The organism is Arthrobacter sp. KBS0703, from assembly GCF_002008315.2.
Taxonomy (GTDB): Bacteria; Actinomycetota; Actinomycetes; order Actinomycetales; family Micrococcaceae; genus Arthrobacter.
Window position 1 is genome coordinate 1,121,105 of sequence record NZ_MVDG02000001.1, and the last position, 14,387, is coordinate 1,135,491.

13 protein-coding genes and 1 pseudogene are annotated in these 14,387 nt (G+C 64.7%); 4 read left to right on the forward strand and 10 right to left on the reverse strand.

Going from position 1 to position 14,387, the window contains the following annotated elements; translation table 11 throughout:
• Window positions 1-285: 285 nt before the first annotated feature.
• The 5 genes from B1A87_RS05280 to B1A87_RS05295 all read right to left on the reverse strand — a co-directional run bounded on the left by B1A87_RS05280 (window position 286) and on the right by B1A87_RS05295 (window position 4,776).
• Entirely contained in the window at window positions 286-1,902 is a 1,617-nt protein-coding gene (locus tag B1A87_RS05280) for a hypothetical protein (RefSeq protein WP_078026583.1), read from the reverse strand.
• Between the two features lie 263 nt (window positions 1,903-2,165).
• Window positions 2,166-2,744, reverse strand: coding sequence for a hypothetical protein (locus B1A87_RS05285; protein ID WP_078026582.1), 579 nt, complete (start codon window positions 2,742-2,744; stop codon window positions 2,166-2,168).
• A gap of 4 nt (window positions 2,745-2,748) precedes the next feature.
• A complete protein-coding gene (locus B1A87_RS05290) occupies window positions 2,749-2,934 on the reverse strand; it encodes a hypothetical protein (RefSeq protein ID WP_078026581.1) in 186 nt (61 codons plus the stop codon).
• Window positions 2,925-3,080: a hypothetical protein gene (locus B1A87_RS22850; protein ID WP_185982243.1), complete on the reverse strand. Its 156-nt coding sequence runs from the start codon at window positions 3,078-3,080 to the stop codon at window positions 2,925-2,927. Before B1A87_RS22850 ends, B1A87_RS05290 begins: the two co-directional genes overlap by 10 nt.
• A 232-nt stretch (window positions 3,081-3,312) precedes the next feature.
• Window positions 3,313-4,776 (reverse strand): recombinase family protein, encoded by a 1,464-nt coding sequence (locus B1A87_RS05295; protein ID WP_078026580.1) that lies wholly within the window; start codon window positions 4,774-4,776, stop codon window positions 3,313-3,315.
• Between the two features lie 25 nt (window positions 4,777-4,801).
• Here B1A87_RS05295 and B1A87_RS05300 point away from each other — a divergent pair.
• The 4 genes and pseudogenes from B1A87_RS05300 to B1A87_RS05315 form a co-directional block, all read left to right on the forward strand.
• Window positions 4,802-6,238 (forward strand): annotated as a pseudogene (locus tag B1A87_RS05300) (YifB family Mg chelatase-like AAA ATPase); the annotation flags it as partial.
• Between the two features lie 11 nt (window positions 6,239-6,249).
• Window positions 6,250-7,434, forward strand: coding sequence for a DNA-processing protein DprA (dprA, locus tag B1A87_RS05305; RefSeq protein WP_078026578.1), 1,185 nt, complete (start codon window positions 6,250-6,252; stop codon window positions 7,432-7,434).
• 74 nt (window positions 7,435-7,508) lie between these two features.
• Entirely contained in the window at window positions 7,509-8,435 is a 927-nt protein-coding gene (locus tag B1A87_RS05310) for a tyrosine recombinase XerC (protein WP_078026577.1), read from the forward strand.
• 263 nt (window positions 8,436-8,698) lie between these two features.
• Window positions 8,699-9,202, forward strand: a complete 504-nt coding sequence (locus B1A87_RS05315; RefSeq protein WP_078026576.1) for a DUF3145 domain-containing protein — start codon at window positions 8,699-8,701, stop codon at window positions 9,200-9,202.
• Between the two features lie 70 nt (window positions 9,203-9,272).
• Here B1A87_RS05315 and B1A87_RS05320 read toward each other — a convergent pair whose 3' ends face one another.
• The 5 genes from B1A87_RS05320 to B1A87_RS05340 form a co-directional block, all read right to left on the reverse strand.
• A complete protein-coding gene (locus B1A87_RS05320; RefSeq protein WP_078026575.1) occupies window positions 9,273-10,508 on the reverse strand; it encodes a beta-ketoacyl synthase in 1,236 nt (411 codons plus the stop codon).
• 179 nt (window positions 10,509-10,687) lie between these two features.
• Window positions 10,688-10,936: an acyl carrier protein gene (locus tag B1A87_RS05325; protein ID WP_078026574.1), complete on the reverse strand. Its 249-nt coding sequence runs from the start codon at window positions 10,934-10,936 to the stop codon at window positions 10,688-10,690.
• A gap of 82 nt (window positions 10,937-11,018) precedes the next feature.
• On the reverse strand, window positions 11,019-12,095 hold the full coding sequence (locus tag B1A87_RS05330; protein ID WP_078026573.1) for a beta-ketoacyl-ACP synthase III: 1,077 nt from the start codon (window positions 12,093-12,095) through the stop codon (window positions 11,019-11,021).
• Window positions 12,092-13,021, reverse strand: coding sequence for an ACP S-malonyltransferase (locus B1A87_RS05335; protein WP_185982244.1), 930 nt, complete (start codon window positions 13,019-13,021; stop codon window positions 12,092-12,094). The genes B1A87_RS05330 and B1A87_RS05335 overlap by 4 nt, the downstream gene beginning before the upstream one ends.
• An 87-nt stretch (window positions 13,022-13,108) precedes the next feature.
• Window positions 13,109-14,353: a CdaR family transcriptional regulator gene (locus B1A87_RS05340; RefSeq protein ID WP_078026571.1), complete on the reverse strand. Its 1,245-nt coding sequence runs from the start codon at window positions 14,351-14,353 to the stop codon at window positions 13,109-13,111.
• Between the last annotated feature and the right edge of the window lie 34 nt (window positions 14,354-14,387).

Genomic DNA, 14,387 nt, shown 5'->3' on the forward strand with positions numbered 1-14,387 from the left:
GGAGCGTCTTTGTGTCATTGTCTGCACGAAATACGTGCAAGTCTGAATGTGCCTGAACGTTGCTGACCCCTCAAATTCCGCATGTTCTAGCGGTTTGAACGTTTGAACGTTCAAAAGTGAAACGAAGGCTGCATTAGAGATCTCTACGGGGTCAGCAACCAATTTCTTCTCTCTATAACCTCTTACAACTAAAAACGTTCAAAATATTCAAAGTAGTAGTAGTAGGGGTTAAGTTCCTTATAGATAAAGGGAAGTAGGGCCATCGAAGTCTGAACGTAACCACGTTCAGTCGCGTTCAGTCTGAACGAAATTGCCCATGCTTTCGGCAGGCGTGGTATGAGCGAGACCGTAGACCCGGTATCCGGCGGTGTTGTCAACCTCATAGCGGACTTCCAAGTGCTTCCGGAAGTCCTTTTTCTTCAAGATGTCCTTCGGCTGGATGGCGTGGCGCATGCAGTACCGGACGTAGCTCTCATGAAGGTTCGTCAGCAGGATGCTGCGGGACTTCGGCAGGGTCGGCTGGAAGCGCAGAAGGTTGGCCTCAATCTGGGCATCGACGAACTGCAGCGCGGTTGAGTCGGCTTCCCGTTCCTCACGTTTGAGGGCTTCCATGCTGTCCGTCTTGTCCAGACCCTCCTCGAGGTAGGTTAGGTAGCTCCACTTCATCCATTCAAGGAAGCCTGAGCCCTCGGCGACAATCAGGTCTTCAAGGTTCTCGGTCTCGTCAATGCCCTTCACGAAGGTGTGAGGGAAGTTGACGGGCGCGATACGGGAGAACATGGCGGCGTCGGTCTTGTCCACCTGCGTGCCCTTGTTCGAAGCCATGAAGATGATGCCCTGCGGCGCAACCGTGGAGGACGCAATGAACTTCTCTTCAATGTCGTAGTCGTCGCCGCCTGTGTACTGCAGGACAAACTCGGTGTCGAGAGCGACGCGGATTTCGGAGAAGGCCACGTAGCGCCCTCGGCGCATCTTGTAGCGTGCGTGTTCGGGCTTCCGTGCCCCTGCCACAATGGCGTCACGCGGCGGCGCAACAACGGTGTCAGCACCCTTCGCCAGCCTCTTGACGACGCGGTTGATCATCGACTTGCCGGAGTTGGTTTCGCCTTGGAGGCTCACCAGCGTCTTTGTGGATACCGGCGAGCCCATGCAGGCAAGCGCTACGGCCTTGGAGAAGAACCGGGCCTGTCCGTCGTCGGCGATTGACTCACCGAGGAACTTCTTGAGATGCGGGTAGTCGGCACCGGGGGCGTCCGCGATATCCCACATGCGGTACACCGGCCTCCACGGCTCATGCTTCTTGAGGGTCCACTGCTTGGTGGCGCGTACTTCTTCCATATCGAAGACGCCGTTCCGGACGACAAACCATTGGCGGTCATCCCCGAAGAAGTCCGCGTCGACGGCCACGGCACGGCTGAGCTTCTCAAGAGTGTCCTTGACGCCTCGGTTGGAGTTCAGAGACCGTGCGTAGTCCTTGACGCCTGCGATGAGGGCAGTAGTAGAGGCCTTGAGGTCCTTCTCGTACTGGGCAGCCTCAGGGTCCTTGGCCTTCTTGGCCTCGTTCGCCTTGAAGCGAACCCATGACTCAATGAAGTTGGAGAGGTCCTTGAAGGCGTAGCCGAGGGTATCGATGAGTTGCGTCGGCACGGTGTTGCCGGAGAGTGGTTTGTGAATGACGCCGTTCCAGACGTACCAAGTGCTTGTCTCGGCGTTGTACCGGAGGCAGTTCGGGATGTGGTTCACAATGAAGTCCGCGCCGTCAGTAGCGTCCTTCGGGGCATTCTCCATCGGAACGCAGGGGTCGAATGTAGCGAGGCTAAGAGCCTGACCGGCCAGCTCAGCCGCCCACTCTTCAGTCTTGATGCCGTAGGTCTCGATGAGGTATTTGGTTTCTGCGAGCATTTCTTACAACTCTTTCAAAAATTAGGTCCATGCGGACTCCTTTGGTTTCTTTTTCATTGCGTCGTTTTTGCATTGCCCTTTGGCCCGAAGGCCGCATATGCCCCGCTGCACCGTGTTAAAATGAAGGTGCAGCTTGAACAGTCAGTAAGTTAATCGGCCAAACGTATCTCCTTTCATCTTTCTTTCGGTTCTCTCTCTCCTGCGAACTCATGTAGGGAAGCCCTCGGTGTGGTGCTCGAGGGCTTTTCGTTTGCCCCGAAACTTCACCGACGTCCGGCCCGCACTCCGGCCTGTGCACGGTTGGGGTCATACGGTGTCGCCCATTCCGGGTTTTCCCGGATAGTCAGGCGGTCGTCCACGCCCAAGATGCGGAACAACAGCTTGACGCGCTCGAGGCTCTCCTGTGACGTCAGGTTCCAGCCGGAACCACAGGCAATGTCGTCGCCCACAGCACCGCGTGAAATGTCATCCAGCACCCACCAGCCGGGACCGTCCGAGATCTTGAAGAAGGCGGGCTTCTCTCGCAGGTTCCCGAACTTGGCGGCGGCTTTGGTCCACTTGAGGGATTTCCAGCGGGGCGGAATGGGCGCTTCTCCGTCGACGCCATCCAGTGCGTCGATGTGGAGGGGGGTAATGATGAAGTCGGTCATGGCTTTCCTGCTTTCCGTTCGTGCGATTTCTGCTGTGATGCGTGCGGTGTTCTCGGCGGCATTGCGGGCAATCTCCGCGTCGCGCTCGGGCTGTCCGGCCAGCCATGCGGCGTAGCCTCGGTTAAAGGTGCCGGGCTCGCCGAACTCTTCAATGCCTTCCGGAATCCACGGGCCGTGTGGTGCTGTGCTCATGTTCCTACTGACCTTTCGCGGTCTTCTGTTCCCGGTATTCTTCGTACTTGTTGATCTCCGCCTGTACCTCGTCGTACTGCTGCTGGCGCTTCTGCAGCAGGCGCTCCGCTGTCTTGCGTTCCCCGTACAGCATGTGCAGCCGCGCCTCGATGACTCCGAGGGACGGGAGGCGCTTAGTCGTTACGGCCATTCGTTTTCCTCCGCTGCCTGCAGTTCGGCTTTCTTTGCATTCAGAACTTCAATCCGGGCGTCCAGCTCGGCGGCTTTCTTCAAATACTTTTCAAAGGCGCGGGCCTTCAATGCCTCGGTAAAGTTGATTTGCCGCGTGACTTCCATGACCGGGGTTCGTGGGTGGTACATTTTGTTCTCTCTTTCGTGGGGGCTTGTATTAATACCCTAACAGCGGATTTAAGGCCGGTTGTATGGAATTCAAGAGCTCGAAAAGGTAGACAAATGTGTATATAAAGCTTTCTTGAAACACTACGAATAAAAGACACAGAAAAGGCCGGAACCACACGGGCTCCGGCCTTTCCTTACTTACGCTTTGTGATTCTCATCACATTTGCTGCTATTTCAAAAACTCCTTCGGGTGAACCTCGATCTCGGCCATCAGGTCACGGTCGGGATGCCTCGGGCTCGGGTGGCTCGGAGGCAGGACCACAATGCGGTCAATCATCTTGGCGTAGATTTCCCGCATGATTGCGGCCTCCGCTTCCGTGGGCTCTTCTTCGAGCGAGGGATCGTTCTCCGGCACGTCCAGTCCAAGGACCTTGATACCGGCGTTGATGCGTTCCCGGACGGTGGACGCCGGGACAAACTCACCCAACGCGGCCTGTGCCTCATCGAGCACCGCCTGTGCCGCCGTGATGGCCTCGGCCTTTTCGGCAAGCGTCTTGGCGGAGACGGCGGGAACAATGCGGTTCTCGTAGGCCCACTGCTGGTACCGGCTGTAGTCCTCAACGGTGCTGTCATGGGCGGTCTGCGCGTCCGCAACGGCGGTCTCGGCGGCGGTCTTCGCCTCGTCGTCGGAGGGCATGGCATCGGCCCATTCCTGCTGGTGCTTGTGGAGCCAGAAGCGGAACTTCTTCATGACAATCTCGCGCTTGCGGAAGGTGCCGGGGCATCCGGCCTTGCCCTGAGCGTTGTACGTCGAGCACGCGAGGCTCGGGACGCCGCGTGCCATGTGGGAGAGCATCTTGCTGCCGCAAAGGCCGCACACCACGAGGCCCTGGAGCATCCACTTCGTGTTACGGGGGCGTGCGTGTGTCTTCCTTGTCTCCCGCGCCTTCCGGTACGCCGCCCACTGGGCCGGAGTCAGCAAAGGCTCATGGGCACCGGGGAAGTCCTGACCTTCGTAGGTGATGAACCCCGCATAGAAGGTTTTATCCAGTAGGTCAAAGAGTCCGTTCGGGTACCACCCGGCAGGACCGGCAGAGGCAAGGCCGCGTGCGGTGAAGTCCTCGCAGATGGCGCGTGAACCTTCGCCCGCCGTGTATCGTGCGTAGGCCTCCCGGACGATAGCGGCGTCGGCGTTCGGGATGTAGGCATCCTTGCCCTGCTTGTCATATCCGAACTGCGGCTTGCCTGACGGCGGCAAACCGCGCTCCAGTCGGTAGACAAGTGCGTTCCGCCACCGCTTCCCCATCTTCCGGCTGAAGTCAGCGTCGATGATGAATTGGATGGCGGTAGGCAGGTGGTTCGTGTCTTCGTCATAGACACCTTGGCTTGCGCTGGCAAGCTGCATGCTCCCCAACATGGCGAGGCCTTCTACCTCGTTGCGTGCGAAGCGTGACCAGTCGTCGGCCACGACGACGTCAAAGTCGCCGTTCTCGTAGTCGGCCCGCAAGCTAAGGTAGCCGGGCCGGTTGGCAGTCTTCTTACCTGATATATCGATGTCTTCGTACGACTTGCTGACAAGCTGCCAGCCTTGGCGCTGAACGAAGGCTTCACAGTTGCGGCGCTGGAGGGCGGGTGAAATCGTGCCTTCGGAGGTTGTCGACTGCCTGACGTATATGGCTGCTTTCGTGGTCATAGCTAATTGTCACATATAGGGGGAGCTGCCGGACGCGTCGCTCAACGAAGCCAAGGAACGGATCCGTTCGGCTGCCCAGAACTCCGGCATTCCGCTGAGCCGGCGGAAGATCACTGCCAACCTCATCCCCGCGTCGCTGCCCAAGCGCGGTTCCGGTTTTGACCTGGCGATTGCCATGGCCACGCTGCGCGCAGCGGATGACATCAGGACCACGGGGCGCACGGTCTTCATCGCCGAGCTCGGCCTGGACGGCCAGCTTCGGCCAGTCCGTGGCGTGCTCCCGGCCGTGATGTCGGCCGTGCAGGCCGGGTACACGGACGTCGTCGTCGCCCAGGCCAATGCCGCTGAGGCGGCCCTCGTACCCGGCGCGCGGGTCCAGGGATACAAGACCCTCGCCCGGCTCGCCTTCGACTTCGGGGCCGATCCCCAGGAACTTGCCCTCGATTTCGAGCCGGAGGATGAACCCGCCGGGGACGACTCCGAATCCGTTGGCGTGGGCGTCCCGGACATGTGTGACGTCTCGGGCCAGGGAGATGCGCGCAGGGCCCTGGAGGTGGCCGCCGCAGGCGCCCACCACCTGCTGCTCACCGGTCCCCCCGGCGCCGGCAAGACGATGCTGGCGGAACGGTTGCCCGGGCTCCTTCCCGATCTCGGCGATACCGAGGCGATGGAGGTTACGGCCATTCATTCCCTGTGCCAGCTCCGGTCGTCGTCGCTGCAGCTGGTCCGTCGCCCGCCCTTTGAAAATCCCCATCACACGGCGACATCAGCGGCCATCATCGGCGGCGGCTCCGGACTGCCGCGGCCCGGTGCAGCGTCCCGCGCGCACCGGGGGATTCTTTTCCTTGATGAGGCGCCGGAGTACGAGCGCCGCGTGCTGGACGCACTCCGGCAGCCCCTCGAGAGCGGTGAGCTTGTGATTCACCGTTCAGCAGGCACCGCCGCCTACCCGGCACGCTTCCAGCTGGTCCTGGCGGCCAACCCCTGCCCGTGCGGCAAAGCCTCGGGTAAGGGCGTCGAATGCACCTGCACGCCAACGATGCGTCGCAGGTATCTGGCGCGGATGTCCGGACCGTTGCTTGACAGGGTGGATATCCAGTTGCAGGTGGACCGGGTTTCCCTGGCGGACTTCGGTCAGTCCGGGGGAGAAGAGGACACCGCGACGGTCGGAGGGCGGGTCCTTGCCGCCCGGGCGCGTCAGCTGCAGCGGCTTCGTCCGCTCGGCATGGAAACCAATTCGCAGGTGCCCGGAAGGGTGCTTCGGGGCGACTTGCGGCTCACGCCGGCGACCACTCGCATCCTGGACCATTCCCTCGAAAGGGGCGTGCTCACCGCGCGCGGCTATGACCGCGTACTCCGGCTCGCCTGGACGCTGGCCGATCTCGGCAGCAGGGACCAGCCGGACGCCGACGACATCGGACAGGCACTGAGCCTACGCCAGGTTGCTTCGGCAGCCGCCTGAAAGGACACCACATGGAGAACGAGAGACTGGCGCGCGCCGCCCTGTCCAGGCTGATGGAACCGCAGGACGCGGCAGGGCTTGCGCTGGTGCAGGTTACCGGTGCCCTGGACGCGCTGGGCATTGCCACCGGCCAGCTGGGCTACGGCCCCGCACTGGAACAGGAAATCACCGGCGTACTGGCGGAGCATGGCTCCCTAACGTCGTGGGCCGGCATGGCTGCGGCCCTGAAACGCTGGGCGCCCAGGATCCCGGACCTCGCACCCGAACGCGACCTGGCGACGCTGGAACGGCTGGGCGGCCGGATGATCATTCCGGGAGACGAACTGTGGCCCGGGCAACTGGCTGACCTGGGCATTCACGAGCCCATCTGCCTGTGGTGGAGGGGAATCGAGCTGGAACTGCCGCCGGCGGCGAAATCGGTGGCACTGGTCGGTTCCCGGGACAGCACCAGCTACGGTGCATCGGTCACCGGCGATCTTGCCTACTCGCTCGCGCAGCGGGGGTTCACCGTGGTGTCCGGCGGCGCCTATGGCATCGATGCGCACGCACACCGGGCCGCCTTGGCGGGAGGCTCGGGTCCGATGCCGACCATTGCGGTGATGGCCGGCGGCGTGGATCGCTTCTACCCCTCGGGAAACGAGGACCTGCTGCGGGCCGTGGCCAACCAGGGGGCCGTCATAGCCGAGGTGCCGCCGGGTTCTGCCCCCACGCGCTACAGGTTCCTGCAGCGCAACAGGATCATCGCCGCCCTGGCCTCCGTGACTGTCGTCGTTGAGGCCAGATGGAGGTCCGGCGCGCTCAACACGGCGCACCACGCCGAGTCGCTGGGAAGGGCCGTGGGGGCCGTTCCGGGATCGGTCCACAGCGCCAACTCCGCCGGTTGCCACAGGCTGCTGCGGGAGGGCGGGGCGGTCTGCGTGACCGACGCCGCGGAGATAGCCGAGCTGGCCTCGCCGAGCGGGGAATCCCTGCCCGACGTGCAGCCGGGCAGGCAGGCCGACCACGACGGCCTGACCCTCGAGGACCTGATTCTGCTAGACGCCCTTCCGCTCAGGTCCGCCAGTTCCGTCGAGAAGCTGAGCAGCGTTGCCGGACTCGGTGTCGAATCGGTCCGGGCAGGCCTGGGCAGGCTGAACCTGCTCGGACTCGCGGAGTCAGGCAGCGGCGGCTGGAAGCGGACAAAGACCGCCGGCTGAAGACGCGGGGGCGGCCGCGGCGGCGCGCCGGGTTCGCTCCTTGATCGGGCGCCAAATGCTGGGAAAGTGGGAGCGTGGAGAAAGTACAACTGCCGCCGGCGCTCACCCTGGCCGTGAGCGGATTCGGTCGGTACCTGACCGGCGAAAGGGCGCGGTCCGAGCACACGGTGCGCGCTTACCTTTCCGACGTCGGCAGACTGCTGGCGTTCGCGGCCACGGAGGGTGTCACGGATCTGGGCGGGCTGGAACTCGGGACGCTGCGGCGCTGGCTTGGCGCCCAGAGCGAGTCGGGCGTGTCCCGTTCCACGCTGGCGCGTCGGTCCGCCACCGCCCGGAGCTTCACCGCGTGGGCGCTGCGTGAGGAGCTCATCGACGCCGACCCGGCACTCCGGCTGAAGGCGCCGAAGAAAGAGAGCTCGCTGCCCGGCGTGCTCCAGCAGCAGCAGCTCGTCCGGCTCCTGGCCGGACTGAAGGACGCGGCACAGGACGCTTCGCCGATGCCGCTGCGCGACCTGGCCATCGTTGAACTGCTCTATGCCACGGGTATCCGCGTCGGCGAGCTCGCAGGCCTCGATGTTGACGACCTCGATCCGGACCGGAGGACCCTGCGTGTGCTGGGCAAGGGCAATAAGGAGCGGACGGTTCCCTACGGCCTGCCGGCCGCGCTCGCCGTCGACGACTGGCTGCGCCGCGGCCGCGGGAAACTCGTCTCCGCCGGCAGCGGGCCCGCGCTGTTCCTTGGCGCACGGGGCGGCAGGGTGGACCAGCGCCAGGTGCGGAGCGTGGTGAAAGGCCTCTTCGAGGCCCTGGGCGATACGGCAGCCACCGGTCCACACGCGCTGCGGCATTCGGCGGCCACGCACCTTCTCGACGGCGGCGCTGATCTCCGGGCGGTGCAGGAAATCCTGGGCCACAGCAGCCTGGCCACCACGCAGATCTACACCCATGTGTCGGTGGACCGGCTGCGGAGCAGTTACCAGCAGGCCCACCCGCGGGCGTAGGTTGCGTTAAGCGGCTCCGGATGAAGCGCCCTCCTACGGCGCGCCGAATTGCACTGGCGTAATTAGGCGGGGTACGGCACAATAAGACCCAGGTCCGGCAACTTTCAAGTTGTGCTTTAAGCCAGCGGCTTTCGGTGCTCTTGTGAGTCCGGCATTATTTTCATAGATTGGCAGGAATTACCGGCGCCACGCGGCACCTGAGCAGCAAACATCCATCCATGAAGGTCGTTGGGGAAGACGTACCTACAGCTATGGAGGATGGAATGTCTGTTGCAATGACCCGCGGTGTGCTGTTTATTCACTCGGCCCCTACCGCACTGTGCCCTCACGTTGAGTGGGCCATCGGATCTGTCGTGGACAAGCGCACAGATCTCGAGTGGACCGCTCAGCCCGCCGCGCCCGGTATGTTCCGCTCGGAACTGTCCTGGACCGGCGCGCAGGGGACAGGTGCGCAGTTGGCGTCTGCCCTCCGGGGCTGGGCCCACCTGCGCTTCGAGGTCACCGAAGAACCCAGCCAGGGCGTGGACGGCGGCCGCTGGTCCCACACGCCGGAGCTGGGCATTTTCCATGCCGTGACGGACGTCCACGGCAACATCATGGTCTCGGAAGACCGCATCCGTTACGCCTACGAGTCCGGTGCGGGCGATCCCTCGGCCGTTTACCATGAACTCTCCCTGGCGCTCGGCGAGGCGTGGGACGAGGAGCTGGAACCCTTCCGGCACGCTGCCGAAGGTGCACCTGTGCGCTGGCTGCACCAAGTGGGCTGACGCCCCCTCCCCCATAGCAACGAAGAAGCCCCCGCCAACCGGCGGGGGCTTCTTCAGTGGTCTGTCGTGATCACACGCTGCGAACGGCGATGACGGCGTTGTGGCCGCCGAAGCCGAACGAGTTGCTCAGCGCCACGATGTCTCCGGCGGGAAGATCCCGCGAGGAGGTAACGACGTCGAGCGGGATCTCCGGATCCTGGTTCTCGAGGTTGATGGTCAGCGGTGCCTTGCGTTCGTAAACGGCAAGCACCGTGAGGACAGCCTCAACGGCACCCGAGGCACCGAGCAGGTGGCCCATCTGCGACTTGGTGGCGGAGACCGCCACGTTGTCCACGTGCGATCCCAGGGCGGCGCGCAGCGCGGTGTACTCGGGCTTGTCGCCCACCGGGGTGGAGGTGGCGTGGGCGTTGACGTGCACCACGTCCTCGGCCTGGATCCGGCCGTCGAACATGGCAGCCTTGAGGGCGCGGGTGGCACCGAGGCCTTCGGGGTCCGGAGCGGTGATGTGGTACGAGTCGGACGTCACGGACGTGCCGGCCAGTTCGGCGTAGATCCGCGCTCCGCGGGCCAGGGCGTGCTCCTCGGCCTCGAGGACCAGGGCGCCTGCACCCTCCCCCATGACGAAGCCGTCGCGGCCCAGGTCGTAGGGGCGTGAGGCGTGCTCCGGATCGTCGTTGCGGCGGGAGAGTGCCTGCATCGAGGAGAACGCGGCCAGGGGCATCGGGTGGATGGCGGCTTCGGCGCCGCCGCACATGACCACGTCGGCCTTGCCGGAACGGATCAGGTCCAGGCCGAGGTGCAGCGCTTCCGTGCCGGAAGCGCAGGCGGAGACGGGCGTGTGCGCGCCGGCCCGGGCACCCAGGTCAAGACTCACCGCGGCGGCCACGCCGTTGGGCATGAGCATGGGGACGGTCATGGGCAGGACCCGGCGGGGTCCCTTCTCCTTCAGCGTGTCCCACGCGTCGAGGAGGGTCCAAACGCCGCCGATGCCGGTGGCGAAGGCAACGGCCAGGCGGTCGTGGTCAACTTCGGTGATGCCGGAATCAGCCCAGGCCTCACGGGCGGCAATAACGCCGAACTGCGTGGACGGGTCCATGCGCTTGGCCTCGACGCGGCTCAGGACCTCAAGGGCGGGGGTGGAGCAGCGGGCGGCGAAGTGGACCGGCAGTTCGTACTTGGCTACCCAGTCATCTTCGAGCGTGCGTGCGCCGGAGACCCCCTTCAGCGCGTTCTTCCACATAGTGGGTACATCGCCGCCGATGGGCGTGGTGGCACCCAGACCGGTAATGACTACTTTGCGTGTCATGGGATCACTCTCTGTCGGTGCGCGTGCCGTGTCCTGTGCTGCTGGGCCGGAGGCCTGAGTCGGGGGCGTGCGGAGGGGGTCTGCGAGAAAATTCAGTGGTGGTGCTTCGGCTGGCCGGTCCGGGAACGTGTTCTCCGGACCGGCCAGCCGGGTTCAGCCGACGTGCGGCTGGAGCTTTATCAGGCTGCCTGGGCGCCGGCGATGAAGCTGACGGCGTCGCCGACGGTCTTGAGGTTCTTGACCTCTTCATCCGGGATGCGGACGCCGAACTTCTCTTCAGCGTTGACGACGATCGTCATCATGGAGATGGAGTCGATGTCCAGGTCCTCGGTGAAGGACTTGTCCAGCTCGACTGCCTCCGGGGCCAGGCCGGTCTCTTCGTTGACGATTTCAGCCAGTCCGGCCAGGATCTCTTCGTTGCTAGCCATTGATGGCTCCTTTTCTTGTTATTGCCGGCAGAGGATGCCGGAAATGATGCAAACCGCGGTTGCGGCTTGGTTTGGGTATTCCTTAAGGAAGGACAACTACCTGGGCGCCGAAGACCAGCCCGGCGCCGAAGCCGATCTGCAGGGCCAGGCCGCCGCTCAGCTCCGGGTTTTCTTGGAGCAGCCGGTGTGTGGCCAGCGGGATGGACGCGGCCGAGGTGTTGCCGGCGTCGGCGATGTCCCGGGCCACGGTGACGGATTCCGGGAGCTTGAGCTTCTTGACCATTTCGTCGATGATCCGCATGTTGGCCTGGTGCGGAATGAAGGCGACCAGGTCTTCGGCCTGGATGCCTGCGGCGTCCAGGGCCTGCTGAGCCACCTTCGCCATTTCCCACACGGCCCAGCGGAAGACGGTCTGGCCGTCCTGGCGCAGTGTCGGCCAGATGGCCGCATCCGTGACGGCAACCTCGTCCGCGCTGAGGGCGCTGGCATGCTGAGTGGAGCCGTCCTGGTGGGCTGCCGAGTATTCCCGCACGTCCAGCAGGGAGTGGGTCATGCCGATGGCGTCCCACTTGCTGCCGTCCGAACCCCAGACCGACGGACCGATCCCGGGCGTCTCGGACGGGCCGATGACGACGGCGCCGGCGCCGTCGCCCAGCAGGAACGAGATGGTGCGTTCGGTGTTGTCGATGACGTCGGAAAGCTTCTCGGCGCCGACCACGAGCACATACTGCGCGGTGCCGGAGCGGACCAGTGCGTCGCCCTGGGCGATGCCGTAGCAGTACCCGGCGCAGGCGGCGGAGATGTCGAAGGCCGGAGCCGGCGTCGCGCCGAGGCGGTCCGCGAGGCTGGCGGCCGCTGACGGAGTGGCGAACGGGTGCGTCACGGTGGAGACAATCACCGCACCGAGCTGGGAGGCCTCGATGCCGGCCGACTGCAGCGCCTCGCGGGCGGCGCCTTCGGCCATGTCGATGACGCTGACGTCCGCGGGCGCACGGTGGCGGGTGATGATGCCGGTGCGCTGGCGGATCCACTCATCGGAGGAGTCGATCCACTGGCAGACGTCGTCGTTGGTCACGATAACGTCCGGCCGGTAAGCGCCGATGCCCAGAATGCGGGTGTGCTCGTTGGCGGGCGACTGCTTCAGCGTGGGAACGCTCATGCCTGTCCTTCCAGTTCTGCGAATAGTGCAAGGGCTGCGGACAGGTCTTCGGGGGTTTTCACGGCCACGGTCTTCACGCCCGGCATGCCGCGCTTGGCGAGGCCGGCCAGGGTGCCTGCCGGCGCCAGTTCGATGACGCCGGTGACGCCCCGCTGCACGAGCGAGTCCATGCACTGGTCCCAACGGACCGGGCGGGACACCTGCGCGATCATGCGGTCGACGGCGGCAGCGCCATCCGTGACTTCCTGGCCGTCGAAGTTGGACAGGAGCGGGACTGCCGGGGCCTGCGGCTGGAGCTCGGGCTTCAGGGCCTCCAGGGCGCTCACGGCCGGTGCCATGTGCGAGGTGTGGAAGGCTCCGGCCACCCTGAGCGGAATGACGCGTGCTTTGGCCGGGGGATTCTCGGCCAGGGCCTTGAGCTGGTCAAAGGTTCCGGCGGCAACGACCTGGCCAGCGCCGTTGACGTTGGCCGGCGTGGCGCCGGCGGCTTCGATGGCCGAGAGGACCTCGGCGGGGTCCCCGCCCACCACGGCGCTCATGCCGGTCGGCGTGACAGCGGCGGCCTCGGCCATGCTGTTGGCGCGGACCCGGACGAATGTCATGGCTTCTTTTTCGGTCAGCACACCGGCCAGGGCCGATGCCGTGATCTCTCCGACCGAGTGCCCGGCCAGGATGACCGGCAGCGAGCTGAGTTCGACGTCGAACAGCGACTTCGCGGCCACGAGCCCGGCGGCCACGATCAGGGGCTGCGCAACGGCGGTGTCCTTGATGGTGTCCTCATCGGAGGTGGTCCCGTGCGCCGTGAGGTCGATGCCTGCGATTTCGCTGAGGGAGGCCAGATGGCCTGCTACGGAAGGCAGTTCCAGCCAAGGGGCCAAGAATCCGGGGGTCTGTGAGCCCTGTCCAGGGCAGACGATTGCAAGCACGTATCCAGCTTTCCAAATTACCGCGTGATTCATGGTGTTTCCGTACACCAAGCTCACTGGGTCAGTTTGTAGGAAGTCTACAACGGTTCAGTTCGAGTTCCGCGCCGAATGGCGCTCCACGGCGGGCTTGGGCGGCGTCGAGAGCCGCCCCACGACGAGTGCGGCCTGAAGCACAAAGGCTTCCCGGGGGAGCAGCGGATCCCAGCCCGTGACGTCACAAACGCGCTTGAGGCGGTAGCGCACCGTGTTGGCGTGGACGAAGAGTTCCCGCGCGGTCGCCTCGAGCGAGTGCCCCAATTCGAGGTACGTGCCGAGGGTTTCCACCAGGCCGTTGGAGGCGGCCAGAAGCGGCCGGTAAATGTTCTTCACCAGCGACCGGCGCGCCGCGTCATCACCGGAAATGACCCGCTCGGGAAGGAGATCGTCCGCGGCTACCGGGCGCGGCGCCGAGGGCCAGGCCCGTGCGGCGGTGAGCCCGGCGAACGCTGATTGCGCAGAGCTGCTGGCTTCGAGGAGCGAACTCGCCTCGGCGCCGTAGACCACCGGACCAGGCGCGAACATCTCGCTCAGCTTCAGGTACGCCGTTTCGCGGTCGTGGACGCCGCCCAGAATGAGGATCAGGCGGTCGCCCTGGATGCCCACCAGGGCGTCTTCCGCGTACCGGCCCGCGGTCCGCCGGAGCTCGCTCACGTAGCTGGCGCTGGGTTCCGACGGCGAGTTCCCCACCATCACGGTGAAGCGCTCCTGGGCCTTCCAGCCGAGGGCGGCGATCCTGGACCGCAGCGCATCGGTATTCTCGCCGCGCAGGATGGCGTCCACGATCAGGGCCTCGAGCCGGGTGTCCCAGGAGCCGCGGGACTCGGCGGCCCGCGCATACACATCGGCGGCGGCGAAGGCAACTTCGCGCGAGTACCGCAGCACGGCCTCGCGCAGCGACGGCTGGTCCGCCTCGGGAGCGATGACGGGGACCTGGTCCTCGACCACTTCCACCACGATCCGGATCAGCTGGAGTGCTTTCTGCAGGCTGATGGAGCGGGTGAGCTCGGTGGGTGCCGTGCCAAAGACGTCGGAAAGGATCCAGGACGGGGAACTGGGCCGCTCGTACCAGGTGACAAAGGCGGCAATGCCGTTCTGCGCCACAAGTCCCAGCGCGGAGCGTTCGTCGGAGCTGAGCCGGCTGTACCAGGGCAACGACTTTTCCAGCTGCCGCATGGTGGTTGTCGACAACTGGCCAACACTGGCCCGGAGCTTTTTCAGGGTCTCTGTCTTTTCCGGCGTCATGGTGCGCGCCGGCGGTTTGCGCTTGGCAGGGGCGGGGGTTGGCTCGGGCATGCATCGAGCATACGGGGCCTGCCCGGCAACCTCC